At 67.7% G+C, this 23,083-nt stretch carries 22 protein-coding genes and 2 pseudogenes; 12 read left to right on the top strand and 12 right to left on the bottom strand.

What is annotated here, in order from left to right:
* Positions 1 to 9: 9 nt before the first annotated feature.
* The 5 genes from DIE22_RS20955 to DIE22_RS20935 all read right to left on the bottom strand — a co-directional run bounded on the left by DIE22_RS20955 (position 10) and on the right by DIE22_RS20935 (position 4,661).
* Positions 10 to 1,125 (bottom strand): alkene reductase, encoded by a 1,116-nt coding sequence (locus tag DIE22_RS20955; protein WP_124606016.1) that lies wholly within the window; start codon positions 1,123 to 1,125, stop codon positions 10 to 12.
* A 65-nt stretch (positions 1,126 to 1,190) separates the two neighbouring features.
* Positions 1,191 to 1,997 carry a 2,5-didehydrogluconate reductase DkgB gene (dkgB, locus tag DIE22_RS20950; protein ID WP_124606015.1) on the bottom strand — a complete coding sequence of 269 codons (807 nt, stop codon included), beginning with the start codon at positions 1,995 to 1,997 and terminating at the stop codon, positions 1,191 to 1,193.
* A 147-nt stretch (positions 1,998 to 2,144) separates the two neighbouring features.
* Complete coding sequence (locus DIE22_RS20945) at positions 2,145 to 3,089, bottom strand: TIGR03571 family LLM class oxidoreductase (protein ID WP_124606014.1); 945 nt, start codon at positions 3,087 to 3,089, stop codon at positions 2,145 to 2,147.
* Positions 3,090 to 3,105: 16 nt separating this feature from the next.
* Positions 3,106 to 3,429 (bottom strand): MoaF-related domain-containing protein, encoded by a 324-nt coding sequence (locus DIE22_RS20940; RefSeq protein WP_124606013.1) that lies wholly within the window; start codon positions 3,427 to 3,429, stop codon positions 3,106 to 3,108.
* A 29-nt stretch (positions 3,430 to 3,458) separates the two neighbouring features.
* Positions 3,459 to 4,661: an MFS transporter gene (locus tag DIE22_RS20935; RefSeq protein WP_124497214.1), complete on the bottom strand. Its 1,203-nt coding sequence runs from the start codon at positions 4,659 to 4,661 to the stop codon at positions 3,459 to 3,461.
* Between the two features lie 109 nt (positions 4,662 to 4,770).
* On the opposite strand from DIE22_RS20935, the gene DIE22_RS20930 reads away from it, so the two are divergent.
* Positions 4,771 to 5,706: a LysR family transcriptional regulator gene (locus tag DIE22_RS20930; RefSeq protein ID WP_124497213.1), complete on the top strand. Its 936-nt coding sequence runs from the start codon at positions 4,771 to 4,773 to the stop codon at positions 5,704 to 5,706.
* A gap of 100 nt (positions 5,707 to 5,806) precedes the next feature.
* Here DIE22_RS20930 and zwf read toward each other — a convergent pair whose 3' ends face one another.
* The gene (gene zwf / locus DIE22_RS20925; protein WP_124497212.1) at positions 5,807 to 7,282 is read right to left on the bottom strand and encodes a glucose-6-phosphate dehydrogenase; all 1,476 of its coding nucleotides are present in this window, start codon (positions 7,280 to 7,282) and stop codon (positions 5,807 to 5,809) included.
* A gap of 202 nt (positions 7,283 to 7,484) precedes the next feature.
* Between zwf and DIE22_RS20920 the strand changes: the two genes are divergently transcribed.
* Both DIE22_RS20920 and DIE22_RS20915 read left to right on the top strand, forming a co-directional pair.
* Positions 7,485 to 8,063 carry a TetR/AcrR family transcriptional regulator gene (locus tag DIE22_RS20920; protein ID WP_124497211.1) on the top strand — a complete coding sequence of 193 codons (579 nt, stop codon included), beginning with the start codon at positions 7,485 to 7,487 and terminating at the stop codon, positions 8,061 to 8,063.
* Positions 8,064 to 8,249: 186 nt separating this feature from the next.
* Positions 8,250 to 9,119, top strand: coding sequence for an SDR family NAD(P)-dependent oxidoreductase (locus DIE22_RS20915; RefSeq protein ID WP_124497210.1), 870 nt, complete (start codon positions 8,250 to 8,252; stop codon positions 9,117 to 9,119).
* Between the two features lie 120 nt (positions 9,120 to 9,239).
* On the opposite strand, the gene DIE22_RS20910 is transcribed toward DIE22_RS20915, so the two are convergent.
* Positions 9,240 to 9,860 (bottom strand): FMN-dependent NADH-azoreductase, encoded by a 621-nt coding sequence (locus DIE22_RS20910; protein WP_124497209.1) that lies wholly within the window; start codon positions 9,858 to 9,860, stop codon positions 9,240 to 9,242.
* A gap of 145 nt (positions 9,861 to 10,005) precedes the next feature.
* On the opposite strand from DIE22_RS20910, the gene DIE22_RS20905 reads away from it, so the two are divergent.
* Positions 10,006 to 10,407: a helix-turn-helix domain-containing protein gene (locus DIE22_RS20905; protein ID WP_221622365.1), complete on the top strand. Its 402-nt coding sequence runs from the start codon at positions 10,006 to 10,008 to the stop codon at positions 10,405 to 10,407.
* Between the two features lie 34 nt (positions 10,408 to 10,441).
* Here DIE22_RS20905 and DIE22_RS20900 read toward each other — a convergent pair whose 3' ends face one another.
* The 3 genes from DIE22_RS20900 to DIE22_RS20890 all read right to left on the bottom strand — a co-directional run bounded on the left by DIE22_RS20900 (position 10,442) and on the right by DIE22_RS20890 (position 12,773).
* Complete coding sequence (locus DIE22_RS20900; RefSeq protein WP_124497208.1) at positions 10,442 to 11,020, bottom strand: peroxidase-related enzyme; 579 nt, start codon at positions 11,018 to 11,020, stop codon at positions 10,442 to 10,444.
* 85 nt (positions 11,021 to 11,105) lie between these two features.
* Positions 11,106 to 12,089 carry an MDR family oxidoreductase gene (locus DIE22_RS20895; protein WP_124497207.1) on the bottom strand — a complete coding sequence of 328 codons (984 nt, stop codon included), beginning with the start codon at positions 12,087 to 12,089 and terminating at the stop codon, positions 11,106 to 11,108.
* A 45-nt stretch (positions 12,090 to 12,134) separates the two neighbouring features.
* Positions 12,135 to 12,773: a TetR/AcrR family transcriptional regulator gene (locus tag DIE22_RS20890; RefSeq protein ID WP_124497206.1), complete on the bottom strand. Its 639-nt coding sequence runs from the start codon at positions 12,771 to 12,773 to the stop codon at positions 12,135 to 12,137.
* A gap of 229 nt (positions 12,774 to 13,002) precedes the next feature.
* Here DIE22_RS20890 and DIE22_RS20885 point away from each other — a divergent pair, with 229 nt between their 5' ends.
* From DIE22_RS20885 to DIE22_RS20870, 4 genes and pseudogenes are all read left to right on the top strand, one after another.
* Positions 13,003 to 14,193, top strand: coding sequence for a M20 aminoacylase family protein (locus DIE22_RS20885; protein ID WP_124606012.1), 1,191 nt, complete (start codon positions 13,003 to 13,005; stop codon positions 14,191 to 14,193).
* Between the two features lie 53 nt (positions 14,194 to 14,246).
* On the top strand, positions 14,247 to 15,578 hold the full coding sequence (locus DIE22_RS20880; protein WP_124606011.1) for an MFS transporter: 1,332 nt from the start codon (positions 14,247 to 14,249) through the stop codon (positions 15,576 to 15,578).
* 125 nt (positions 15,579 to 15,703) lie between these two features.
* Positions 15,704 to 15,799, top strand: a pseudogene (locus tag DIE22_RS39230) (ABC transporter substrate-binding protein); the annotation flags it as partial.
* A gap of 40 nt (positions 15,800 to 15,839) precedes the next feature.
* The gene (locus DIE22_RS20870; protein ID WP_124606010.1) at positions 15,840 to 16,955 is read left to right on the top strand and encodes a succinylglutamate desuccinylase/aspartoacylase family protein; all 1,116 of its coding nucleotides are present in this window, start codon (positions 15,840 to 15,842) and stop codon (positions 16,953 to 16,955) included.
* A 277-nt stretch (positions 16,956 to 17,232) separates the two neighbouring features.
* Here DIE22_RS20870 and DIE22_RS20865 read toward each other — a convergent pair whose 3' ends face one another.
* Positions 17,233 to 18,021 (bottom strand): IclR family transcriptional regulator, encoded by a 789-nt coding sequence (locus DIE22_RS20865; protein ID WP_185640659.1) that lies wholly within the window; start codon positions 18,019 to 18,021, stop codon positions 17,233 to 17,235.
* A 227-nt stretch (positions 18,022 to 18,248) separates the two neighbouring features.
* Here DIE22_RS20865 and pcaF point away from each other — a divergent pair, with 227 nt between their 5' ends.
* Positions 18,249 to 19,451 carry a 3-oxoadipyl-CoA thiolase gene (gene pcaF, locus DIE22_RS20860; protein WP_124606008.1) on the top strand — a complete coding sequence of 401 codons (1,203 nt, stop codon included), beginning with the start codon at positions 18,249 to 18,251 and terminating at the stop codon, positions 19,449 to 19,451.
* 100 nt (positions 19,452 to 19,551) lie between these two features.
* Here pcaF and DIE22_RS20855 read toward each other — a convergent pair.
* A pseudogene (locus DIE22_RS20855) lies at positions 19,552 to 19,770 on the bottom strand (DUF523 domain-containing protein); the annotation flags it as partial.
* 260 nt (positions 19,771 to 20,030) lie between these two features.
* On the opposite strand from DIE22_RS20855, the gene DIE22_RS20850 reads away from it, so the two are divergent.
* From DIE22_RS20850 to DIE22_RS20840, 3 genes are all read left to right on the top strand, one after another.
* The gene (locus DIE22_RS20850) at positions 20,031 to 20,270 is read left to right on the top strand and encodes a hypothetical protein (protein WP_124497200.1); all 240 of its coding nucleotides are present in this window, start codon (positions 20,031 to 20,033) and stop codon (positions 20,268 to 20,270) included.
* A gap of 75 nt (positions 20,271 to 20,345) precedes the next feature.
* Positions 20,346 to 21,890, top strand: a complete 1,545-nt coding sequence (locus tag DIE22_RS20845; protein ID WP_124606007.1) for a PAS domain-containing methyl-accepting chemotaxis protein — start codon at positions 20,346 to 20,348, stop codon at positions 21,888 to 21,890.
* A gap of 399 nt (positions 21,891 to 22,289) precedes the next feature.
* Positions 22,290 to 23,083 (top strand): PAS domain-containing protein (locus tag DIE22_RS20840; RefSeq protein ID WP_124606006.1); only part of this gene is annotated, 794 nt, incomplete at its 3' end.

Below are 23,083 nucleotides of genomic sequence, written 5' to 3'. Positions count from 1 at the left end.
GGCCGCCGCTCAGGCCGCGGCCTGCGCGAGCGTCGGATAGTCGGTCAGGCCGTGCTCGCCGCCGCCGAACAGCGTGTTGCGGTCGTGCGTCGCGAGCGGTGCGCCGGTGCGCAGGCGTGCGGGCAGGTCGGGGTTCGCGACGAACGGGCGGCCGAACGCGACGAGGTCGGCCCAGCCCGCCGCGATCGCTTCGCGTGCACGCTCGGCGGTGTACGCGCCGGCGTAGATCAGCACGCCGGGGTATGCGGCGCGCAGCCGTTGCTTGAAGTCGACCGGCATCAGCGGCGCGTCGTCCCAGTCGGCTTCCGCGATGTGCAGGTATCCGACGCCGAGTTCGCCGAGCAGCGTCGCGGCGGCGAGGTAGGTCGTTTCCGGATCGGCGTCGACACAGCCGTTCAGCGTGGTCAGCGGCGCGAGGCGGATGCCGACGCGCGACGCGTCGCCCGTGCCTTCGATCAGCGCCTGCGCGACTTCGCGCAGGAAGCGCAGCCGATTGTCGAGCGAGCCGCCGTACGCGTCGGTGCGCGTGTTCGCGTTCGAGTCGATGAACTGGTTCACGAGGTAGCCGTTCGCGCCGTGCAGCTCGACGCCGTCGAAGCCGGCCTCGATCGCGTGGCGGGCGGCGGCGCGGTATTGATCGACGATCTCGCGGATCTCGTCGACGGACAGCGCGCGCGGCTCGGACGCCTGCACGAAGCCCGGCGTGCTGCCGTCTTCGCCGGCGATGAACACGTTCACGCCCTTCGCCTGGAGCGGCGACGACGACACGGGTTGCCGGCCGCCGAGCAGGCTCGTGTGGCTCAGCCGGCCGACGTGCCAGAGCTGCGCGAAGATGCGGCCGTGCGCGGCGTGGACGGCGTCCGTCACCTTGCGCCAGCCGGCGACCTGCGACGGCGTGTGGATGCCGGGCGTCCATGCGTAGCCCTTGCCGAGCGGCGCGATGTAGGTGCCTTCGCTGACGATCAGGCCCGCGCTCGCGCGCTGCGCGTAATACGCGGCCATCAGTTCGTTGGCTTCGTCGCCGGGCTGGCTCGCGCGCGAACGCGTCATCGGCGGCATCACGATGCGGTTCGGCAGCGTCAGCGCGCCGAATTGCAGCGGTTGGAAAAGCGGGTCCTGGGTCATGGTGGTGTCCTGTCGGTGCCGCGGCCGGCGGGCCGCGGCGGATCAAAGGGAGAAGGGCGGCGCGCTTAGTCCCACTTCGGCGCGAGGCCGGCCGGGTCGACTTCACGGCCGTTGCGCTCGAGCGCGGCGATCTGCGCCATGTCTTCGTCGCTCAGGCGCAGCGTCTGCGCGAGCAGGTTGCTTGCGAGGTTCTCGCGCTTCGTCGACGACGGAATCACCGAGTAGCCGAGCTGCAGCGCCCACGCGAGCGCGACTTGCGCCGGCGTCGCGTGGTGACGTTGCGCGATCGCGCCGATGACCGGGTCGCCGAGCACCTTGCCGTACGCGAGCGTCATGTACGACGTCACGTGGATGCCTTCGCTGTTCAGGAACCCGGCCAGCTTGCGGTTCTGCAGGTACGGGCTCAGTTCGATCTGGTTCGTCGCGATCGCATCCTTGCCGACGGCCGCGATCGCTTCCTGCGTCAGTTCGATGTTGAAGTTCGAGATGCCGATCCGGCGCGTGAGGCCCTTCTCCTTCGCGTCGGCGAGTGCCGTCATGAACGCCTGGATCGACACGCCGTTGCCCGGGGCCGGCCAGTGGATCAGCGTCAGGTCGACGTCGTCGGTACGCAGCTTGCGCAGGCTTTCCTCGAGGCTCGCGACCAGTTTTTCGGGGGCGTAGTTGTCGACCCAGATCTTCGTCGTGAGGAACAGGTCTTCGCGGCGCACGCCCGACGCGGCGATCGCTTCGCCGACTTCGGCTTCGTTGCCGTAGATCTGCGCGGTGTCGATCGCGCGGTAGCCGGCTTCGAGGCCATTGCGGACCGAGTCGATGACGACCTGGCCTTGCAGGCGGAACGTACCGAGGCCGAATGCGGGAATGTTGCTCATGATGGCTCCTGAAGGGGGAACGATTGCGGTATGGAAGTCATTCTGGCGCTCGAGACTGATGAGATAAACGCCTTTAGCGGTCAAAAATATTTGATTTGAAGTCAAATATTGGCTGGTGATTCGCCCGTTTGACGGCGACCGCCGGCCCTATGCAACGCGGGCTTGCGGGTTCGCATGGAACACCGGCAACACGTCTGCTGCGATCTCGGACATCGTCTCGTCGAGCGGCCGGCGGTTGCGGCGCAAATGCAGGCCGATGTGCTGCACGCCCGCGTCGCGCATCGCCGCGAGTTCTTCCGTCAGCGCGATGCGCCCGGCGCGTGCGCCGAAGCGGTGCCGCTGCAGCGGTTCGTGCGGGTCTTCCGCGAGGTCGAGGTGGATGAAGCTCACGTACGGCTTGCTGCCGGCCACCGCGCGCCAGTTCGCGGCGCGCTGCAGGTGATCGGCCGGCGTGCCGGGATAGGCGAGGCAGCCGTCCATGTGTTCGCCGATCCATGCGGGCGTCTGCTGCGCGAGGCCCGCGACGAGCAGCGGCACCGGCGAACGGGCGGCGGGCAGGACTTCCAGGCCCGGCGGCAGGTGCCCGCGCGCGCCGTCGCGCAGCAGCGCGATCTGGTCGCGGAAATTCGCGCCGCGCGATGCGAAGTCGCGGCCGAACAGCGGATATTCGACCGGCCGGTCGCCGCTCGCGACGCCGAGCAGCAGGCGTGAGCGGCTCAGTTCCTGGATCGTCGCGGCCGATTTCAGCGTCAGCAGCGGTTCGCGCAGCGGCAGCACGACGGCCGCCGTGCCGAGCAGGATGTCGCGCGTGATGCCGGCGAGATAGCCGAGATACGAGAACGTCTCGAACACTTGCGCGGCATCGCCGAACGACGGGTCGTACACCGGCACGTCGCGCACCCAGAGCGCGCGGAAGCCGAGCGTGTCGGCCAGTTGCGCGAGCTCCGCGTGGATTTCCAGGTCGGGCACGCCGGGGCGGCGGCCGTCATGCTGGCGCTTCGCGTCGCCGGCCGGCGACCAGTCGTTGTCGAGCGGCAGTTCGATGCCGATGCTGAAGCCGCCGTCGGCGAGCTTGTCGAGTGAAGCGGACATGGTCGGGTATCTCCGTTCAGCGCGCGCGCAGGCTGCCTTCGAGCCGGTGGAAGTCGAGCGACGCCGCGGTGAAGAACGCGTGCGACGTGCCGGCGGCGAAATCGTCGATGTGCACGACGGTTGCGCGATCGGCTTCCTGCCACGCGATCGCGTAGGTTTCGCCGGCGACGTGCTGCCACGTGTACGCGACTTCGCCCTTCGCGCCGGCGTACGCGCCTTCGGTGATCTCGTAGCGCATGTGGAGGCCGTCCTCGTCATACGCGTTGAGGGCGGTGAGGCCGTCGTAACGGACTTCGAAAGTCTTGCCGGCGAACGGCGGACGTCGGGTCGATGCGTTCATGCTGATGCGCTCCTGCAGGAAAGTGACGATCAATGTGCGAGTTCGACGGGTTCGGCCGTGCGTTCGGGCAGGCCCTGGCCGCGGTCGAGGCGGCCGCTCAGCGCGGTCAGCGCGAACGCGCCGAGCGTGACGGCGGCGGCGATCCACGGCGTATGGCCGAGGCCGACGTTCGCGACGATCAGGCCGCCGAGCGACGAGCCGCCCGCGACGCCGAGGTTGAACGCGGCGATGTTGAAGCCCGCCGCGACGTCGGTGGCGTCCGGCGCGAAGTGGCGCGCCTGCTTGACGACGTACACCTGCAGGCCCGGCACGTTGCCGAACGCGACGGCGCCCCATGCGAGCATCGTCAGCACCGCGAGCCACTTCACGTGCACCGTGAAGGTCAGCGCGAGCAGCACGATCGCGAGCAGCAGGAAGATCCGCTTGAGCGCCTTGACCGGGCCGACGGCGTCGGCGAGCTTGCCGCCCCACACGTTGCCGAACGCGACCGACACGCCGTAGCCGACGAGCACGAGGCTGACCTGCGACGGCGTGAAGCCGGCGATCTGTTCGAGCAGCGGCGCCATGTAGGTGAACGCGATCAGCGAGCCGCCGTAGCCGACCGCCGTCATCGCGTAGACCAGCAGCAGGCGCGGCTCTCCGAGCACGCGGAACTGGCGGGCGAGCGGCGCGGGCGGTGTCCGCGGGAGGCCGCGCGGCACGAACGCCACCGCGCCGAGGAAGGCGACGAGGCCGAACAGCGCGACGACGAGGAACGTCGCGCGCCAGCCGAAGTGCTGGCCGATGAAGGTGCCGAGCGGAATGCCGGCGACGAATGCGACGGTCATGCCGCTGAACATCGTCGCGATCGCGCTGGCGGCCTTGTCCTTCGGCACGAGCGTCGTCGCGATGATCGAGCCGACCGAGAAGAACACGCCGTGCGCGAGGCCGGTGAGGACGCGCGCGACGATCAGCGATTCGTAGCTCGGCGCCTGCCAGGCCACGAGGTTGCCGACGGTGAACAGCGCCATCAGCGCGGCGAGCAGCGTCTTGCGCGGCACGCGGCCGGTGAGCGCGGTGAGGAGCGGCGCGCCGATGGCGACGCTCAGCGCGTAGAGGCTGACGAGCAGGCCGGCCGACGGCAGGCTGACGCCGAGATCCGCGCCGATCGTCGGGATCAGCCCGACGATCACGAATTCGGTCGTGCCGATGGCAAAGGCGCTGATGGTCAGCGCAAGCAGGGCGAGTGGCATGATGGGATCCTGGTTCCAGTAAGGATGGATCGCAGTGTGCCGACTTTACTTTTGCGGAAAAACGGGTCTATAAATCAAAGTGTTTTGATTTCAAGTCAAGAATGCAGCGATGAAGATCACGCTCGACGAACTCCAGGCCTTTGCCGCCGTGGTCGACTCCGGTTCGATCACCGCTGCCGCGCAGCAGCTCGACCTCACCGTGTCGGCCACGAGCCGCACGCTCGCGCGGCTCGAGGAGAAGCTGAAGACCACGCTGCTGCGCCGGACCACGCGCCGGCTCGAACTGACCGAGGAAGGGCGCGCGTTCCTGCAGGATGCGCGCGCGATCATCGAGTCGGTCGAGAACGCCGAGGAGCAGATGCTCGCGCGGCGCGAGATGCCGTCGGGGCGGCTGCGCGTCGACGCCGCGACGCCGTTCATGCTGCACGTGATCGTGCCGCTCGTGCGCGGCTATCGCGAACGCTTCCCGAAAGTCGAGCTGGAGCTGAACAGCAACGAGGGGATCATCGACCTGCTCGAGCGGCGCACGGACGTCGCGATCCGCATCGGCCGGCTCAAGGATTCGACGCTGCACAGCCGGCGGATCGGCAACAGCCGGATGCGCATCCTCGCGAGCCCCGCGTACCTCGACGCGCACGGCCAGCCGCGCAAGGTCGAGGATCTCGCCAGGCACACGCTGCTCGGCTTCACGCAGCCCGAATCGCTGAACGTCTGGCCGATCCTCGGCGCGGACGGCGAGCCGTACCGCATCGAGCCCGGCATCTGGTCGTCGAGCGGCGAGACGCTGCGGCAGCTCGCGCTGGAGGGCGCGGGTGTCGTGTGCCTGTCCGATTTCATGACCGCGCAGGATCGCGACGCCGGGCGGCTCGTGCAGGTGCTCGCGCGGCAGACGCTCGACGTCGAACAGCCGATCAACGCGGTGTATTACCGGAACACCGCGATCTCGTCGCGGATCGCGTCGTTCGTCGATTACATGATCGAGGTGCTGGGCGGCGGCAGCGGTGCGCCGGCGCGGCGCAAGGCTGCGTGGATGGGGCCGCTGTGACGGCGGAAAGCGGGACGGGACGCGGGCGGGGCGCCTGCTCCCCGGTTCGACCCGGCGTGCCGCACGGCGCTTGCGCCGCGGGCACGCCGTCGTGCCGCGCTTACGCCTCTTCGGACCAGGACATGTTGTCGCGCGCGAGCAGCGCCGACGATGCCGCCGGCCCGAACGTGCCGGCCGTGTAGAGGCGCGGGCGGTCGCCGAGCTGCTTCCAGCCGTCGAGGATCGGCTCGACCCACGACCATGCGGCTTCGAGCTCGTCGCGGCGCATGAAGTGCGTGAGACGCCCGCGGATCACGTCGATCAGCAATCGCTCGTACGCTTCCGCGCGCCGTTCCGGAATCGCCTGCTGCAGGTCGAGGTTCAGGCTCACGGGCACCATCTTCATCCCGCTGCCCGGCTCCTTCGCAAGCATCTGCAGCTGGATCGACTCTTCCGGCTGGAGCTGGATCACGAGGCGGTTGCTGTAGTGGCGCGGGCCGCTCGGGATGATCGAGAACGGCATGTCCGCGAACTCGATCACGATTTCCGACTGGCGGCGCTGCAGCCGCTTGCCGGTGCGCAGGAAGAACGGCACGTTCGCCCAGCGCCAGTTGTTGAGGTGCGCGCGCAGCGCGACGAAGGTCTCCGCGTGGCTGTCCGCGGGCACGTTGTCTTCCTCGAGATAGCCCTTGACCGGCTGGCCGTCGACCGCGCCGGCCGTGTACTGGCCGCGCACTGTATCGCGCGCGACGTCCGACAGCGCCATCGGCCGCAGCGAGCGCAGCACCTTCAGCTTCTCGTCGCGCACCGCGTCCGGGTCGAGCGACACCGGCGGCTCCATCGCGACGATGCACAGCAGCTGCAGCAGGTGGTTCTGCACCATGTCGCGCAGCGCGCCGGTATGGTCGTAGAAGCCCGCGCGGCTGCCGACGCCGACCGTCTCCGCCACCGTGATCTGCACGCTGCGGATGCTCGGCGCCTGCCACAGCGGCCCGAAGATCGGGTTGCCGAAGCGCAGCACCATCAGGTTCTGCACGGTCTCCTTGCCGAGGTAATGGTCGATCCGGTAGATCTGCGATTCCTCGAAGTGCCTGCCGACCGCATTGTTGATCGCCTTCGCCGACGCGAGATCGTGGCCGAGCGGCTTTTCGAGGACGACGCGCGAGCGCGCATCGACGAGGTGCGCGGCCGACAGGTTGTCGCAGATCGTCGTGAACAGCTCCGGCGACGTCGACAGGTAGAACACGCGGATCGCGTCGCCGCGCGCCGCTTCGGCGAGCCGCGCGTAGTCTTCCGGCGCGCTCACGTCGATCAGCACGTACTTGAACAGGTCGAGGAAGCGGGCCCACGCGCCGGCGTCGAACGCCTTCTCGTCGATGAACGGGCGCGACTGCTCGTCCATGAACTTGCGGTAGCCGTCGATGCCCCAGTCGCGCCGGCCGACCGCGATGATGCGCGTCTCCGGCGGCAGGTTGCAGTGCAGGTGCGCCATGTACAGCGCGGGCAACAGCTTGCGGGCGGCCAGGTCGCCGCCGCCGCCGAAGATGATCATGTCGACGGGCTGTTCGGCTTCGGTCTGGTTGGGCTGATTCGTCATGAGTGGTTCGCGGTCTGAAACGGGTGAGCGTGGAACGAACGTCGAAGCGCCGGCCGCCGGTGCGTTGGCGGGCCAGTACGTGGAAACGCTAATAGTGCACGGTTTTGATCGATTGCGGATGGGTTCCCCCGTATGTATCAGGGCTTGCATTGCCTACGTTGCGTGATTATGATTGAGTACTCGCTCATTAAAGGAATCGACCGTGGCCCGACCGCGCAGTCCCGACAAGCACGACGCCATCCTCGCCGCCGCCGCCCGCGCGCTCGCGGAGGACGGTGCGAGTGCGACCACCGCGCGCATCGCGCGGCTCGCCGGCGTCGCGGAGGGCACGGTGTTCACCTATTTCGAGACCAAGGATGCGTTGCTGAACGCGCTGTACCTGAGCCTGAAGGCCGGGATGCGCGACGCGATGATGACCGGGTTTCCTGAGCACGCGCCGGCCGAGCAGGCGATGCGGCATGCGTGGCGCGGCTATGTGTCGTGGGGCGTCGCGAATCCGGACGGGCGGCGCGCGCTGCGGCAGCTCGGCGTGAGCGGCCGCATCGACGACGCGCATCGCGCGGCCGGGGCCGAAGGGTTCGGCGCGGTGCATGTGCTGCTGCGGGAGCAGATCGCCGCGTCGGGTGGGCTGAAGGCCGACGATGCACAGGCGTTTCGCGCGGCGCTGTTCACGTCGATCGCGGAAACGGCGATGGAGTTGATCGCGCGCGATCCGGCGCAGGCCGATGCGTACCGGGAAGCCGGGTTTCGCGCGCTGTGGGCCGTGTTGCACGCGGTATGAGCGGCCGGCCGGCGTAGCGGAAAGTTGTAGACGTGATCGGAGGCGCGTCCGGTTCGGACGTCGCCTCGGCGATGGAAGGCGGTTTCAGGCAGGGCGACGCACGGTGAAAACGATCGTTTCGGCGCCCATATTAATGAGTGAGTAATCATTCATTTTTGTGGTTTCAACTTTATCGAGGAGTGGAAAATGTCGAAGATCTGGTTGGTGACGGGGGCCGCACGCGGCCTGGGCCGCGCGATTTCGGAGGCCGTGCTGGCGGCGGGCGACATGCTGGTGGCCGGTGCGCGGGATCCCGCGCGGCTCGCGGATCTGCAGGAACGGTACGGCGACCGCCTGCTGCCGGTCGCGCTCGACGTGACCGACGAGGCGGCGGCCGTGCACGCGGTGGCGGCCGCCCGCGACGCGTTCGGCCGCATCGACGTGCTGGTGAACAACGCGGGCTACGGCCATACGGCGCCGTTCGAGCAGATGGGCGCCGACGACTTCCGCGACCAGATCGAAACGAACCTGTTCGGGGTGATCAACCTGACGCGCGCGGTGCTGCCGACGATGCGCGCGCAGCGCGCGGGTCATATCTTCCAGGTGTCGTCGGTCGGCGGGCGTACGTCGACGCCCGGCCTGTCCGCGTACCAGACCGCGAAATGGGCGGTCGGCGGATTCAGCGACGTGCTGTCGAAGGAAGTCGCGCCGTTCGGCGTGCGCGTCTGCACGCTCGAGCCGGGCGGGATGCGTACCGAATGGGCCGCGCAGGCGAAGCGCGACGTCGACGGCCTGCTGCCCGACTATCAGCCGTCGGTCGGGAAGATTCTCGAATTGCTCGGCGCGTATGGCGGCCACGAGGTCGGCGATCCCGCACGGATCGCGGCGCTGATCGTCGAGCTGTCGCGTCGCGACGACCTGCCGATGCGCCTGCTGCTCGGCGGCGATGCGCTGTTCGTGTGCGAGCAGGCCGAATCGCAGCGCGCGGACGAGGCGGCGCGGTGGCGCGATACGACACTGTCCACGATGTTCCCGGACGCGAAGCTGCCGGACGGGCTGCAGGCGTTGAAGGCGTGAAGTAAGCGCTGACCTTCACCTGCATCGCCGGCGATGCAGGTGAAGCGGCACACCGGTGCGCCGTGTGGTTGCGGGTAGCGGCAGGCAGCGCCCGTACGATCGACGGGCGCTGTTCTTGCCCTAGGCGGCTTGTTCCACGAGTGCCTGCAATGCCTGCCCGGCCTTCGCCATCGCCGCTTGAGCCGCATCGGCGCCCTGTGCGACGCCTTCCACGCGCAACTCGCTGATGTCGGTCAAGCCGATGAACCCGAGCAGATGCTTCAGATAGCCGGACTGATAGTCGAACGGCGCGTATGGACCTTCGGAGAAGATGCCGCCGCTGGCGGTGACCAGATAGACCTTCTTGCGTTCCAGCAATCCGGCGATGCCGCTTTCGCCATACTGGAACGTGACCTGCGGCCAGATCACACGATCGAACCATGCGCGCAACTGCGTGGACGGCCCGAAATTGGTCATCGCGGAACCGATCACGACGATGTCGGCGGCACGCAGTTCGTCGACCAGCGTTTGTGCAAGTGCGACGGCCCGGGCCTGTTCCGCGCTGCGCGCATCCGGCGCCAGCGTGCGGCCCCTGATGTACGCGTCGTCGATATGCGGCAGCGGATCGGCGGACAGATCGCGCAGGGTGACCGTGCCGGTAGTGTTGCGCTGCGCGAGCTGCCGCGCGAGGTCGTGCGCGAAGCGCGTGGACAGGCTGTCGATGCTGCGGGGGCTCGACGTGATCAGCAGGATGCGGCTCATGAGCGTTCCTTCCAGGATAAGATGAGAACCAGGTAACTTTTGATAACTTGGTTACCGAAAAGCATGTGGAATGCTAGGGTTCGCGCCCGTCCGCTACAAGAACGCACATGGTTGTGCCCCAGTCACATCGATGTAACCCGACACCATGCCCCGACCCAGCGACAACGACTGCCAGGCGACGCGCCAGATCCTCGACCGGATCGGCGACAAGTGGAGCCTTTACCTCATCGCGACGCTGAACGACGGCGCGCGGCGTTTCAACGAACTGAAACGTGAGATCGACGGGATTTCGCAGCGGATGCTGACGCTGACGTTGCGTGGGCTGGAGCGCGACGGGCTGGTCACGCGGACGGTGTTCCCGACGATTCCGCCGCGCGTCGACTACGCGCTCACGCCGCTCGGCGAAACGCTGCTGGAGCCCGTGATGGCGCTCGTTCTGTGGGCGGAGAAAAACAAGCAGCCGATCGCGCAAGCGCGCGAGCGTTTCGACGTCGCGGCCGCCGCGGCGCCGGAGCCGGGTGAGGGTGTCGTGTATCGGCGCCGGTAGGCTGCCACGTGTCGCCCGCGTGACCGCGCGGCGCTCAACGCCCCAGTGCGTAGAACTCCGCGTTCGGCCGCATGTTCGTCACGTTCGCGATCCGATTGGACATCCCGAAGAAGGCCGAGATCGCCGCGATGTCCCAGACGTCCTCTTCGGTGAAGCCGTGCGACTTCAGCGTGTCGAAATCCGCTTCGCCCACCTGGTGCGCGGTCTGCGAAACCTTCATCGCGAAGTCGAGCATCGCCTTCTGCCGGACGGTGATGTCGGCCTTGCGGTAGTTGGTCGCGACCTGGTCGGCGATCAGCGGATCCTTCGCGCGAATGCGCAGGATCGCGCCATGCGCGATGACGCAGTACTGACACTGGTTCACGGCGCTGGTGGCCACGACGATCATTTCCCGTTCGGCCTTGGTGAGGTTGCCGGGCTTGTCCATCAGCGCGTCGTGGTACGCCATGAACGCGCGAAACTCGTCCGGGCGATGCGCGAGCGTGAGGAATACGTTCGGGATGAAGCCCGATTTCTCCTGGACGGCCGCGATCCGTTCGCGAATGTCGTCGGGCAGGTCGTCGAGCGCCGGTACCGGAAAGCGGCTGACGGGCGCGTTGTCTGCAGCGGTCATGGAGTCTCCTGAATAAAGCGGCACGGGCGAACGCGATGCGCGAGCCGCCGGCCGGAAATGAAACGACGGGTTGCCGTTGCCGGCGTCATGCATTGACGTCCACGACGATGCGGCCGCGCACCCTGCCGCCGATCAGTTCCTCGGCAAGCGGGATGGCGTTGCCCAGGCCGACCTGGTGACTGATCGCGCCCAGCTTCCCGACGTCGAGATCGGATGCGAGCCGGCGCCATGCCTCCAGCCGCTCGGCGCGCGGGCACATCACGCTGTCGATGCCGACGAGCGTCACGCCGCGCAGGATGAACGGCGCGACGGTGGCGGGGAAGTCCATGCCGGCGGCCAGGCCGCAGGCCGTCACCACGCCACGATAGCGCGTGGTCGCACACACGTTGGCGAGGACGTGGCTGCCTGCGACGTCGACCGCGCCGGCCCAGCGTTCCTTGCCGAGCGGCTTGCCGGGCGCGCTGAATTGCGACCGGTCGAGGATCTCCGCCGCGCCGAGCTGCCGCAGGTAGTCGGCATCGGCCGGGCGGCCGGTCACGGCGACAACGCGATAGCCGAGCCGCGCGAGGAGGGCGGTGGCGACACTGCCGACGCCGCCTGCCGCGCCCGTCACCACGATCTCGCCGTCGTCCGGGCGCACGCCATGCCGTTCCAGTGCCATCACGCACAGCATCGCGGTATAGCCGGCCGTGCCGATGGCCATCGCCTGTTGCGGCGAAAACGCTGGCGGCAGCGGCACCAGCCAGTCGCCGTCGACGCGCGCCTTCTGGGCCAGGCCGCCCCAGTGCGTTTCGCCGACGCCCCAGCCGTTGAGGACGACGCGATCGCCGGTGCGGTAATCCGGATGCGTGCTGTGCTCGACTTCGCCGACGAGATCGATGCCCGGCACCATCGGAAACTGGCGGACCACCGGGCTCTTGCCGGTGATCGCCAGCCCGTCCTTGTAGTTCAACGTCGAATAGCCGACCCGGATCGTCACGTCGCCCGCGGGCAACTGCGCGTCGTCCAGCGTGTGCAGCCGCGCGTGCTGGCCGGTTTCGTCCTTGTCGATCACGATGCCCTGGAACATCCGTCCTCCTTTTTAGACCGATCGTCTAGTCAATGGCAAAAAAATTCAGCGGCGAGGCAATCCATTGAAGAAAAACCGCGCGAACAGCGCGAGCGGCACGTCGCTGCGTTCGAGCTTCGCGCGCAGCACGGCGCCTTCCCAGCCGATCCAGAAGAACGCGGCCAGCTCGGCCGGGTCTGCCGAATCCGCCAGCTCGCCGGCTTGCTGCGCGGCGGCCAGGCACTCGGCCAGCCGGCGTTGCCAGTCCTCGAACGTCGTGCGCAGACGCGCACGGAAACGCTCCGGGAGCGCGCCCATTTCCTGGCCGAGGTTGCCGATCAGGCAGCCGCGGCCGTATTCGTAACGCGCCATGCCGTCGCGCGCATCGTCGACGAACGCGCGCACGCGCTGCAGCGGCGAGCGCTCCGTCTGGCTGAAATGACGGTCCAGCTTGCGCGCGAAGAAGTCCGCGTAGCGATCGATCAGCTCGAGGCCGAACGCCTCCTTGCTGTCGAAGTAGTGATAGAACGAGCCCTTGGGCACGCCGGCGCGCCCGAGGATCTCGTCGAGCCCGGCGGCCGAAAAGCCCTTCTCGGTGAGCACTTCCAGCCCGGTGCGCAACAGCATGTCGCGCGTCGCGACGAGCGCTTCGTGCTGCTTCGGAGGCCTGCCGCGGCGGCGAGGCGGATCAGTTCGAACGTCCATGCGCGAATAATAGACCGTTCGTCTCAAAAATCAATGGCTCGCGTGTCGAGCGCGTCGGGTGAACGCGTGTCGACGACCTTTGCCCGTATTAACCCTGATTAAAAAACCTTATCACGGTGAAAAATTCCGCATCTTATTGAACCGATATCGGCTCGCTATAGTGGCTCGCTTTCCCGCACGCAACCGTTCGCGTGCGGCTGACACGCTGACGATCAGCAGGAGCCGCTTGATGACCACCGACGTCCGATTCACCGAAATCGAGGATCTGATGCCCGCCGCCGGCGGGCTGCGCGAGATCCGCCACCACATTCATCACCATCCGGAACTCGCGTACGAAGAGCACGACACGGCCGCGCTCGTCGCCGGGAAGCTCGAGCAATGGGGCTGGCAGGTGACGCGCGGGGTGGGCAAGACGGGGGTCGTCGGCACGCTGCGCGCGGGCGACGGCACGCGCAGCATCGGCATCCGCGCGGACATGGACGCGCTGCCGATCGTCGAGGCGACCGGCCTGCCGTATGCGAGCGGCACGCACGGCAAGATGCACGCATGCGGCCACGACGGCCACACGACGATGCTGCTCGGCGCCGCGCACCATCTCGCGAAGACGCGCCGCTTCTCCGGCACCGTGCATCTGTATTTCCAGCCGGCCGAAGAGCACGGCGTCGACAGCGGCGCGAAGAAGATGATCGACGACGGCCTGTTCGAGCGCTTTCCGTGCGATGCGGTATTCGGCATGCACAACCATCCGGGCGCGGCGCCCGGCGTGTTCCTCACGCGGCGCGGCCCGTTCATGTCGGCCGGCGACAAGGCGATCATCTCGATCGAGGGTGTCGGCGGCCACGCGGCGCGGCCGCACCTGACGGTCGACCCGGTGGTCGTCGCGGCGAGCATCGTGATGGCGCTGCAGACGATCGTCGCGCGCAACGTCGACCCGTCGCAGCCGGCGGTCGTCACGGTCGGCTCGATGCACGCGGGCACCGCGAACAACGTGATCCCGAACGGCGCGCGCCTCGAACTCAGCGTGCGCTCGTTCAGCCCCGACGTGCGCGCGCTGCTCAAGCGCCGCATCGTCGAGCTCGCCGAATCACAGGCCGCGAGCTATGGCGCGACCGCGCACGTCGAGTACATCGAAGGCTATCCGGTCGTCGTCAATACGGATGCCGAAACGGATTTCGCCGCGCAGGTCGCGCGCGAGCTGGTCGGCGACGCGCACGTCGTCGAGCAGGCCGACCTGCTGATGGGCAGCGAGGATTTCGCGTTCATGCTGCAGCAGCGGCCCGGCTCGTTCGTGCGGCTCGGCAACGGCGACGGCGAGGACGGCTGCATGGTGCACAACCCGAAATACGACTTCAACGATCGCAACCTGCCGATCGGCGCGGCGTTCTGGTCGCGCCTCGTGGAGCGTTACCTGGGGCAGTGAGCACGGCGACGGGCGGCCGGCGCTTCCGGCCGCATTGAGAGGAGAGAAGAACGATGCAGAAAGACCATCTCGCGCTGCACCCCGCGTCGGCGGGGGCCGCCCAGACCGATACACACGGCGCACCGGCCGTCACGAAGCGCGGCGCGATCGCGGCGGCCGTGATCGGCAACTGGCTGGAGTTCTTCGATTTCACCGTGTACGGCTTTTTCGCGGTGCTGATCGGCAAGCTGTTCTTCCCGTCGAGCGACCCGACCACGTCGCTGCTGCTGTCGGTCGCGACGTTCGCCGCCGGCTTCTTCACGCGGCCGCTCGGCAGCGTCGTGCTCGGCGTGTACGCGGACCGCAAGGGCCGCAAGGCCGCGCTGAACCTGACGATCATGCTGATGGCGCTCGGCACCGGCCTCATCGCGATCGCGCCGACCTACGCGCAGGCCGGCGTGGCCGCGCCGCTGCTGGTCGTCTGCGCGCGGCTGATGCAGGGCTTCTCGCAGGGCGGCGAGTTCGGCGCGGCGACTTCCACGCTGATCGAGCAGGGCGGCACGTCGCGCCGCGCGTTTCGCGCGAGCTGGCAGCTCGCGACGCAGGGCGGTGCCGCGCTGATGGGCTCGGGCTTCGCGGCGCTGCTGTCGAACACGCTGACGAAGGATGCGCTCGAGGGCTGGGGCTGGCGCCTGCCGTTCTTCGTGGGCGTGCTGATCGCGCCGGTCGGCATGATTCTGCGCCGCCGGCTCGCGGACGATGCGCCCGGCGACAACCATCACGGCATCGAACGCGGCGTGCTGCGCGAGCTGTTCTCGCGGCACACGCGCACGGTGCTGCTGTTGATGCTGACCGTGATGGGCGGCACGGTGTCGACCTACATCCTGACCTTCTACATGCCGACCTATGCGATCCATACGCTCGGGTTGCCGATGAAGCTGTCGATGTTCGTCGGCGTCGCGTCGGGCTGCGTGATGCTCGTGACGTGTCCGCTGTTCGGCTGGCTGTCGGACCGTCTCGGCAGTCGGCGCGTGCCGATCTTCGTCGGGCGCGGCGTGCTCGTCCTGCTGTTGTTCCCCGCGTTCTGGCTGATGAACCATCATCCGACGCTGTCGGTGATCCTGCCGCTGACCGCGCTGATGCTGCTGTTCTATTCGCTCGGGTCGGCGTCCGAAATGGCGCTGATGTGCGAATCGCTGCCGCGCCACGTGCGTGCGACGGGCATCTCGATCGCGTATGCGCTGGCGGTGACGATCTTCGGCGGGACCGCGCAGCTGATCGCGACCTGGCTCGTGAAGACGACGGGCAGCAAGCTCGCGCCGGCCGGTTACGTGGCCGCGTGTGTGGTGCTGTCGCTGATCGCGGTCGCGATGCTGCGCGAGACGGCGCGTGAGTCGATGGACTGACGGGCGGTGCCGCGGGCGGTGATCCGTGCCCGGATTACCGCCCGCGCATGGTCCGCAGGTACGACGCGCGCATCGTCGCCAGTTCCCGCGCGGCCTGCGTCAACGGCACGGACGCGCGCTGCAGCGCGTCGATCGACGGCGCGATCGCGTCGATGCTGAAGGACGGCACGTACGACCGGATCGCGAAGCCGTACTTCGATTTCGACCCGTCCGGCGACTGAGCCGCGCGCTCCGTTTTCCCGCTTTTTTTCGAGACCATCGATGCAGATTCGCAACACGCCGCTCCTCTCGCCGTCGATCGGCACGCAGCGCACGCTGACGAGCTTCCATTTCGGGCCGGCCGACGCCGGCCGCAAGTTCTACCTGCAGGCCGCGCTGCATGCGGACGAGACGCCCGCGATGCTCGCCGCCGTCGTGCTCAAGCAGCGTCTCGCGCAGCTCGACGCGGACGGCCGGCTCGCGGCCGAGGTCGTGCTGGTGCCGGTCGCGAACCCGGTCGGGCTCAATCACCATCTGCTCGGGCAATTCATCGGCCGGTTCGATCTCGCGAGCGGACGCAACTTCAATCGCGGCTTCCTGCCGCTTGCGGACATCGCCGCGCGGGCGCGCGACCGGCTCGGCGCGGATCCCGAACGCAATCGCGCGATCGTGCGCGAATGTGTCGGCGCCGCGCTCGACGAGATCGCGCCGCGCACCGAATTCGACGCGTTGCAGCGGGCGCTGCTGAAGCTGTCGCATGACGCCGACGTCGTGATCGACCTGCATTGCTCGCTCGAGGCGGTGATGCACGTATACACGAGCGACACCGCGTGGCCGCAGGTCGAGCCGCTCGCGCGCTATCTCGGCGCCGAGGTGTCGCTGCTTGCCGAGGATTCCGGCGGTCATGCGTTCGACGACGCGCATCACCTGCTGTGGTCGCAGTTGCGGCAGCACCTGCCGGAACGCACGCCGATGGCGGCGGGCACGGTGGCGGTGACGGTCGAATGCCGCGGCCAGCGCGACGTGACCCATGAATACGCGGCGCGTGACGCCGACGCGCTCGTCGCCTATCTGGTGTGGTGCGGCGCGGTGCGCGGCGAGCGCACGCCGCTGCCGCCGCTCGTCGCACCGGCCACGCCGCTCGCGGGCAGCGAGCAGTTCCACGCGCCGGTGAGCGGGATCCTCGTGCACCGCGCGGCGATCGGCGCGACGATCCGCGCCGGCGACCCGCTGTTCGACATCGTCGATCCGCTGACCGACGCGATCACGACCGTGTCGAGCGGCACCGACGGCGTGTTCTACATGCGCCGCGCGATCCGCTTCGTGACGGCCGGCGCGCCGCTCGGCCGCGTGACGGGCACGGTGCCGGTGCGAAAGGGGATTCTGCTCGGCGCGTGAATGGCGGGTACGGTGTCCGAGAAGCGCCGTGCAATTTCGTTCATGTCAAATTGACCGGGCTTTGCCGCATCACTAGATTGAGCGGCGCGGAGTTCGCTCCGTGTTCCGTTGGAAGTGTTGCAGCAGAGTCAGAGCGTTGAGCGGGCGGCCAGGTGCCGCCCGTCTTTTTATGCGTGAATGCGGTATCGCCGGCACGACAATTGAAGCGGACGCCGCGGCGCCCCCGGCTTCGGGTGGAATGCCTTGCCGCAGGCGCCTGCCGGTCCGCCAGGCCCGCTCATCCGCGCCGCGCCACCAGCTCCGACACCGTCTGCGCGGCCTGCTGCAGCGGCCCGAGAAACTCCTTCACCATCTGCTTCGCGGTGTGCCGCTGCGCGTTGCCGCTGATGTTCATCGCGGCGATCACCTGCCCGCGCCGGTTGCGGATCGGCGCCGAGATCGACATCAATCCCACTTCGAGTTCCTGGTCGACCACGGCCCAGCCTTGCTGGCGCACTTGCGCGATCGTCGCCTTCAGCTCGCCGATGTCGGTGATCGTGCGCGGCGTGTGCGCGCGAATGCCGCTTTGCGCGAGCGTTTCGTCGAGCGCCGCGTCGTCGAGCGCCGACAGCAGCACACGGCCCATCGACGTGCAGTACGCGGGCAGGCGGCTGCCGATCGACAAATTGATCGTCATGATCTTGTGGGTCGGCATGCGCAGCACGTAGACGATCTCGGTGCGATCGAGCACGGCGGCCGAGCAGCTTTCGTGGATCTGCGCGGACAGCTGCTCCATCACGGGTTCGGCGAGATTCCAGAACGGCATCGACGTGAGATACGCGAAGCCGAGCTCGAGAATCTTGGGCGTGAGCCGGAACAGCCGGCCGTCGGCCTCGACGTAGCCGAGCGTCTGCAGCGTCAGCAGGATCCGGCGCGCGCCCGCGCGCGTGAGCCCGGTGGCCGAGGCGACCTCGGTGAGCGTCTGCTCCGGGCGTTGGGCGTCGAACGCGCGGATCACCGCGAGGCCGCGCGCGAACGACTGCACATAGGAGTCGCCCGGTTTCGTCTGGATGTCTTCGGTTGTCATGAACGGTCGGATTGTCGTGCAGCCGAGAAGATAGCGCATGGGGCCCGACACGCCAACCGCACCGCGGACCGGGCGCTTGACAGGTCGTCCCCGCACTCCCTATGATGCGTTGAACGTTCGATACACGATCTTATGTTCGTATATAGAACATTTAAGCGCATCCCGGCGGGCAATGCAAGGGGCGCGTTTCATTCACTTCCCAGCCTTGCATGAGACCGGAGACACTGATGACCGAAGCTTTTCTGTGTGATGCGATTCGTACCCCGATCGGCCGTTACGGCGGCGCGCTGTCCGGCGTGCGCGCCGACGACCTCGGCGCGGTGCCGCTGAAGGCGCTCGTCGAGCGCAACCGCGACGTCGACTGGACGGCGATCGACGACGTGATCTACGGCTGCGCGAACCAGGCCGGCGAGGACAACCGCAACGTCGCGCGCATGTCCGCGCTGCTCGCGGGTTTGCCGGAGGGTGTGCCGGGTTCGACGATCAACCGCCTGTGCGGTTCCGGGATGGACGCGGTGGGCGTGGCCGCGCGCGCGATCAAGTCGGGCGAGGCCGCGCTGATGGTGGCTGGCGGCGTCGAAAGCATGACGCGCGCGCCGTTCGTGATGGGCAAGGCCGCCAGCGCGTTCGCGCGCCAGGCCGACATCCACGACACGACGATCGGCTGGCGCTTCGTCAATCCGCTGATGAAACAGCTGCACGGCGTCGATTCGATGCCCGAGACGGCCGAGAACGTCGCGGTCGATTACAACGTCAGCCGCGCCGACCAGGACCTGTTCGCGCTGCGCAGCCAGCAGAAGGCCGCGCGTGCGCAGCAGGACGGCACGCTCGCCGAGGAGATCGTGCCGGTCACGATCCCGCAGAAGAAAGGCGATCCGGTCGTCTTTTCGCGTGACGAGCATCCGCGCGAAACGTCGCTCGAGACGCTCGCGAAGCTGAAGGGCGTCGTGCGTCCGGACGGCTCGGTGACGGCCGGCAACGCATCGGGCGTCAACGACGGCGCCGCCGCGCTGCTGCTCGCGAACGAGGCCAGCGCGAAGCGCTTCGGCCTGACGCCGCGCGCACGCGTGCTCGGCATCGCGACGGCCGGCGTCGCGCCGCGCGTGATGGGCATCGGTCCGGCGCCGGCCACGCAGAAGCTGCTCGCGCGGCTCGGGATGACGATTGACCAGTTCGACGTGATCGAGCTGAACGAAGCGTTCGCGTCGCAGGGCCTCGCGGTGCTGCGCATGCTCGGCGTCGCCGACGACGATCCTCGCGTGAACCCGAACGGCGGCGCGATCGCGCTGGGTCACCCGCTCGGCGCGTCGGGCGCCCGCCTCGTGACGACCGCGATGTACCAGCTGCATCGCACCAACGGCCGCTTTGCGCTGTGCACGATGTGCATCGGCGTCGGCCAGGGCATCGCGATCGCGATCGAACGCGTCTGACGCGCGTCATGCGGCGAAGCGTGCGCGGGATGCGCACCGCTTCGCCGTGCTCCCTTCCGGACGATGTGGCCGGCACGTGATCGTCGTGCCGGCCACATCGTCATTCAGCCTGAGAATGTCGCGCGAGGCGCGCGGCGAGCGCGTCGATCCCGGTGTCCGCGAATACCTCGACGCCATGCCGGCGCAGCAGCGCCGCCGTCACCCCGGCGCCCGCATGCCGTCTGCCGGCAAGACGCCCGTCGTAAATGAAGCTGCGTCCGCACGACGGACTGCCGTCCGCCAGGATCGCGTAGCGGCAGTCGTGCGCGCGCGAGCAGGCGCGCTGAACGTTCGGTGGTGGTGCGGCGTGTCATGCGGTTGTCTGCTTTGGGGCGCATTACGTGCGGCGCGGCATTGGCGGCCATGCGCTTGCCACGCCGCTGCGAATGTCGCGCGTTTCCGTAAAACGCATCGACTCGCGATCGTGGAAAAGGGGGGGCGGCCTGGCGGTGTCGATCGCCGCGATGCGTAACCGCCGCCGGATGCCGGCGCGACCGGTTCAATGAATGCCGGGATTTTTTCATTGCGTTCGAATGCCGGTTGAATGAAGCCGATCAGGTTGAATCGTTTCGCCGTGTGCAACGGCTTCCGGAATTGGTGCGTCTGGTGAATTTATCCAATCACGCATCGGGCCGCATCCGCAAAGCGCCGGACGCGATTATCACGGGATTATTTGATCGAAATCATCCCGGTGACGGAATTCGACATTTTGTGCGCTTCCGGATTAAGGTTTTTCCGGAAATTGCCGACAGCAGGGACGAGACCGTCGTAAAGCGATAAACCGTTTTTCGGCTACTGAGCGTGATTTCCGCGCCGCGCGGATCCCGCATCCGGATCCGCCTTTCGGAGCCCTGCATGCGCAACAACCAGCCTGTCACCCAACAAGAATTCGAATTTCCCGATGACGTCACGCTGATGTCGACCACGGATGCCGACAGCATCATCACGTACGCGAACACGACGTTCGCGTACGTGAGCGGCTACTCGAACGACGAACTCGTCGGCCAGCCGCACAACGTCGTGCGGCATCCGGACATGCCGAAGGAGGCGTTCGCCGACATGTGGGCGACGCTGAAGAGCGGCGAACCGTGGACGGCGCTCGTGAAGAACCGCCGCAAGACCGGCGACCACTACTGGGTGCGCGCGAACGCGATACCCGTGACGCGCAACGGCGCGCCGCACGGCTACATGTCGGTGCGCACCAAGGCGCCGCCCGACGAGATCGCGGCCGCCGACGCGCTGTATCGTGCGTTCCGCGAAGGCAAGGCCGGCAACCGCCGGTTCCACAAGGGGCTGGTCGTGCGGACCGGGCTGCTGCGCATCGCGTCGCTGCCGCAGACGATGTCGGTGCGCGCCCGCGTGCATGCGGCGCTGTGCGTGCTGGCGCCCTCCGTCGCCGGCGCGGGCTGGGCATGCGGGCTGAGCGGCGGCGGGCTGGCGGCGTTCGCGGCCGCGACGGCCGGCGTGTCGGTGGCGGCCGGGCTGTGGCTCGATGCGCAGATCGTGCGTCCGCTGAAGCGGTTGCACGACCAGGCGCTGAACGTCGCGACCGGCGAGAGCCGGCGCGGTGTGCGGATGAACCGGGTCGACGAGATCGGCATGACGCTGCGCACGATCAACCAGCTCGGTCTGATGTTCCGCTGGCTCGTTGACGACGTCAGCGAGCAGGTGCACAACGTGCAGCGCGCGAGCAACGAGATCGCGCAAGGCAACAACGACCTGAGCGCGCGCACCGAACAGGCCGCGTCGAGTGTGCAGGAGACCGCTGCATCGATGGCCGAGATGACGGCGACCGTGTCGAGCAATGCGGAAACGGCGCTGCAGGCGAACCAGTTGTCGGTGTCCGCGAGCGAGGCGGCCGAGCGCGGCGGACAGGCGGTGAGCGAGGTCGTCACGACGATGCGCGACATCACGGACAGCTCGCGCAGGATCGCCGACATCATCGGCGTGATCGACGGGATCGCATTCCAGACCAACATCCTTGCGCTGAACGCGGCGGTCGAGGCGGCGCGCGCGGGCGAACAGGGGCGCGGTTTCGCGGTGGTTGCCGGCGAGGTACGGGCGCTCGCGCAGCGCAGCGCGAACGCGGCGAAGGAAATCAAGACGCTGATCGGCGCGAGTGTCGAGCGGGTCGAGTCGGGCGCACGGCGGGTCGACGATGCAGGCAGGACGATGGAGGACATCGTCGCGCAGGTGAAGCGCGTGTCGGACCTGATCGCGGAGATCAGCTCGTCGACGGCCGAGCAGAGCACCGGGGTCGCGCAGGTCGACCAGGCGGTCGTGCATCTGGACAACATCACGCAGCAGAACGCCGCGCTGGTCGAGCAGAGCGCGGCGGCGTCGGAAAGCCTGAAGCATCAGGCGACGCGGCTCGTCGATGCGGTAAACGTGTTTCGGTAATCGTCGGGGCGTGTGCTTGCGCGCCCCGTCGCGACGCGGCGGCGAATCTCCGGTTTTCCGATTTGACTGGATTCGAACCTCGCTCGAACGAGAGGGATTCACATTCGAGATTCCGGATCGACTTGCCAATCCGGTCAAAAAGGCGTGTCTCGAGTAACCAGAAGATTGACGTCCAGATACTTGATAAAACTCGATTTTTATTCATCCATAAACAAAGTTTTCAGCTAAATCAAGATGATGCAAAATTAATGCATATTTACCCGCGGGCGGCATAATGTTTTCGTCAGAATTGCCGAAAGCGCAGGAGTGTGATCGAACGCATGCGGGCCGACCGCGATGCGTACGGTCTCGGTCCAATCCACAAGCGGACGCAAGATCCGCAACCCGGAACTCCACACCATGCGCAATAACCAGCCTGTCACGCAACGCGAATTCGAATTTCCCGACGACGCGACGCTGATGTCGACCACCGACGCGGACAGTTACATCAAGTACGCGAATGCCGCGTTCATCCAGGTCAGCGGATTTTCTCCCGAGGAGATCGAAGGCCAGCCGCACAACGTCGTGCGGCATCCGGACATGCCGAAGGAGGCGTTCGCCGACATGTGGGCGACGCTGAAGAACGGCGAACCGTGGACGGCGCTCGTGAAGAACCGCCGCAAGAATGGCGATCACTACTGGGTGCGTTCGAATACGGTGCCCGTGATGCGCAACGGGCAGCCGACGGGTTACATGTCGGTGCGCACCAAGGCATCGCGCGACGAGATCGCGGCCGCCGACGCGCTGTATCGTGCGTTCCGCGAAGGCAAGGCCGGCAACCGCCGTTTCCACAAGGGACTGATCGTGCGGACCGGCCTGATGCGCGTCGCGTCGCTGTTCCAGACGATGTCGGTGCGCGCGCGGCTGCATTCGACGCTGTGCGTGCTGGCGCCGGCCGTCGCCGGCGCGGGCTGGGCATGCGGGCTGAGCGGTGGCGGGCTGGCGGCGTTCGCGGCCGCGACGGCCGGCGTGGCGGTGGCGGCCGGGTTGTGGCTCGATGCGCAGATCGCGCGTCCGCTGATGCAGTTGCGCGACCAGGCGTTGCGTGTCGCGACCGGCGAGAGCCGCACCGGCGTCGCGATGAACCGGGTCGACGAGATCGGCATGACGCTGCGCACGATCAACCAGCTCGGTCTGATGTTCCGCTGGCTCGT

Source organism: Burkholderia sp. Bp9142 (assembly GCF_003853415.1).
Lineage (GTDB): Bacteria > Pseudomonadota > Gammaproteobacteria > Burkholderiales > Burkholderiaceae > Burkholderia.
Note: the sequence above shows the minus strand (reverse complement) of the source record. Positions and strands in the feature narration are given on the sequence as shown.

Coding starts and splice junctions, on each gene's coding strand:
- DIE22_RS20845 (WP_124606007.1), top strand. CDS start 20,346: ATGCGCAACAACCAGCCTGTCACCCAACAAGAATTCGAATTTCCCGAT.
- DIE22_RS20900 (WP_124497208.1), bottom strand. CDS start 11,020: ATGACCGCTGCAGACAACGCGCCCGTCAGCCGCTTTCCGGTACCGGCG.
- DIE22_RS20890 (WP_124497206.1), bottom strand. CDS start 12,773: ATGGACGTTCGAACTGATCCGCCTCGCCGCCGCGGCAGGCCTCCGAAG.
- DIE22_RS20915 (WP_124497210.1), top strand. CDS start 8,250: ATGTCGAAGATCTGGTTGGTGACGGGGGCCGCACGCGGCCTGGGCCGC.
- DIE22_RS20910 (WP_124497209.1), bottom strand. CDS start 9,860: ATGAGCCGCATCCTGCTGATCACGTCGAGCCCCCGCAGCATCGACAGC.
- dkgB (WP_124606015.1), bottom strand. CDS start 1,997: ATGAGCAACATTCCCGCATTCGGCCTCGGTACGTTCCGCCTGCAAGGC.
- zwf (WP_124497212.1), bottom strand. CDS start 7,282: ATGACGAATCAGCCCAACCAGACCGAAGCCGAACAGCCCGTCGACATG.
- DIE22_RS20930 (WP_124497213.1), top strand. CDS start 4,771: ATGAAGATCACGCTCGACGAACTCCAGGCCTTTGCCGCCGTGGTCGAC.
- DIE22_RS20895 (WP_124497207.1), bottom strand. CDS start 12,089: ATGTTCCAGGGCATCGTGATCGACAAGGACGAAACCGGCCAGCACGCG.
- DIE22_RS20955 (WP_124606016.1), bottom strand. CDS start 1,125: ATGACCCAGGACCCGCTTTTCCAACCGCTGCAATTCGGCGCGCTGACG.
- DIE22_RS20870 (WP_124606010.1), top strand. CDS start 15,840: ATGCAGATTCGCAACACGCCGCTCCTCTCGCCGTCGATCGGCACGCAG.
- DIE22_RS20880 (WP_124606011.1), top strand. CDS start 14,247: ATGCAGAAAGACCATCTCGCGCTGCACCCCGCGTCGGCGGGGGCCGCC.
- DIE22_RS20945 (WP_124606014.1), bottom strand. CDS start 3,089: ATGTCCGCTTCACTCGACAAGCTCGCCGACGGCGGCTTCAGCATCGGC.
- pcaF (WP_124606008.1), top strand. CDS start 18,249: ATGACCGAAGCTTTTCTGTGTGATGCGATTCGTACCCCGATCGGCCGT.
- DIE22_RS20940 (WP_124606013.1), bottom strand. CDS start 3,429: ATGAACGCATCGACCCGACGTCCGCCGTTCGCCGGCAAGACTTTCGAA.
- DIE22_RS20935 (WP_124497214.1), bottom strand. CDS start 4,661: ATGCCACTCGCCCTGCTTGCGCTGACCATCAGCGCCTTTGCCATCGGC.
- DIE22_RS20905 (WP_221622365.1), top strand. CDS start 10,006: ATGCCCCGACCCAGCGACAACGACTGCCAGGCGACGCGCCAGATCCTC.
- DIE22_RS20865 (WP_185640659.1), bottom strand. CDS start 18,021: ATGACAACCGAAGACATCCAGACGAAACCGGGCGACTCCTATGTGCAG.
- DIE22_RS20885 (WP_124606012.1), top strand. CDS start 13,003: ATGACCACCGACGTCCGATTCACCGAAATCGAGGATCTGATGCCCGCC.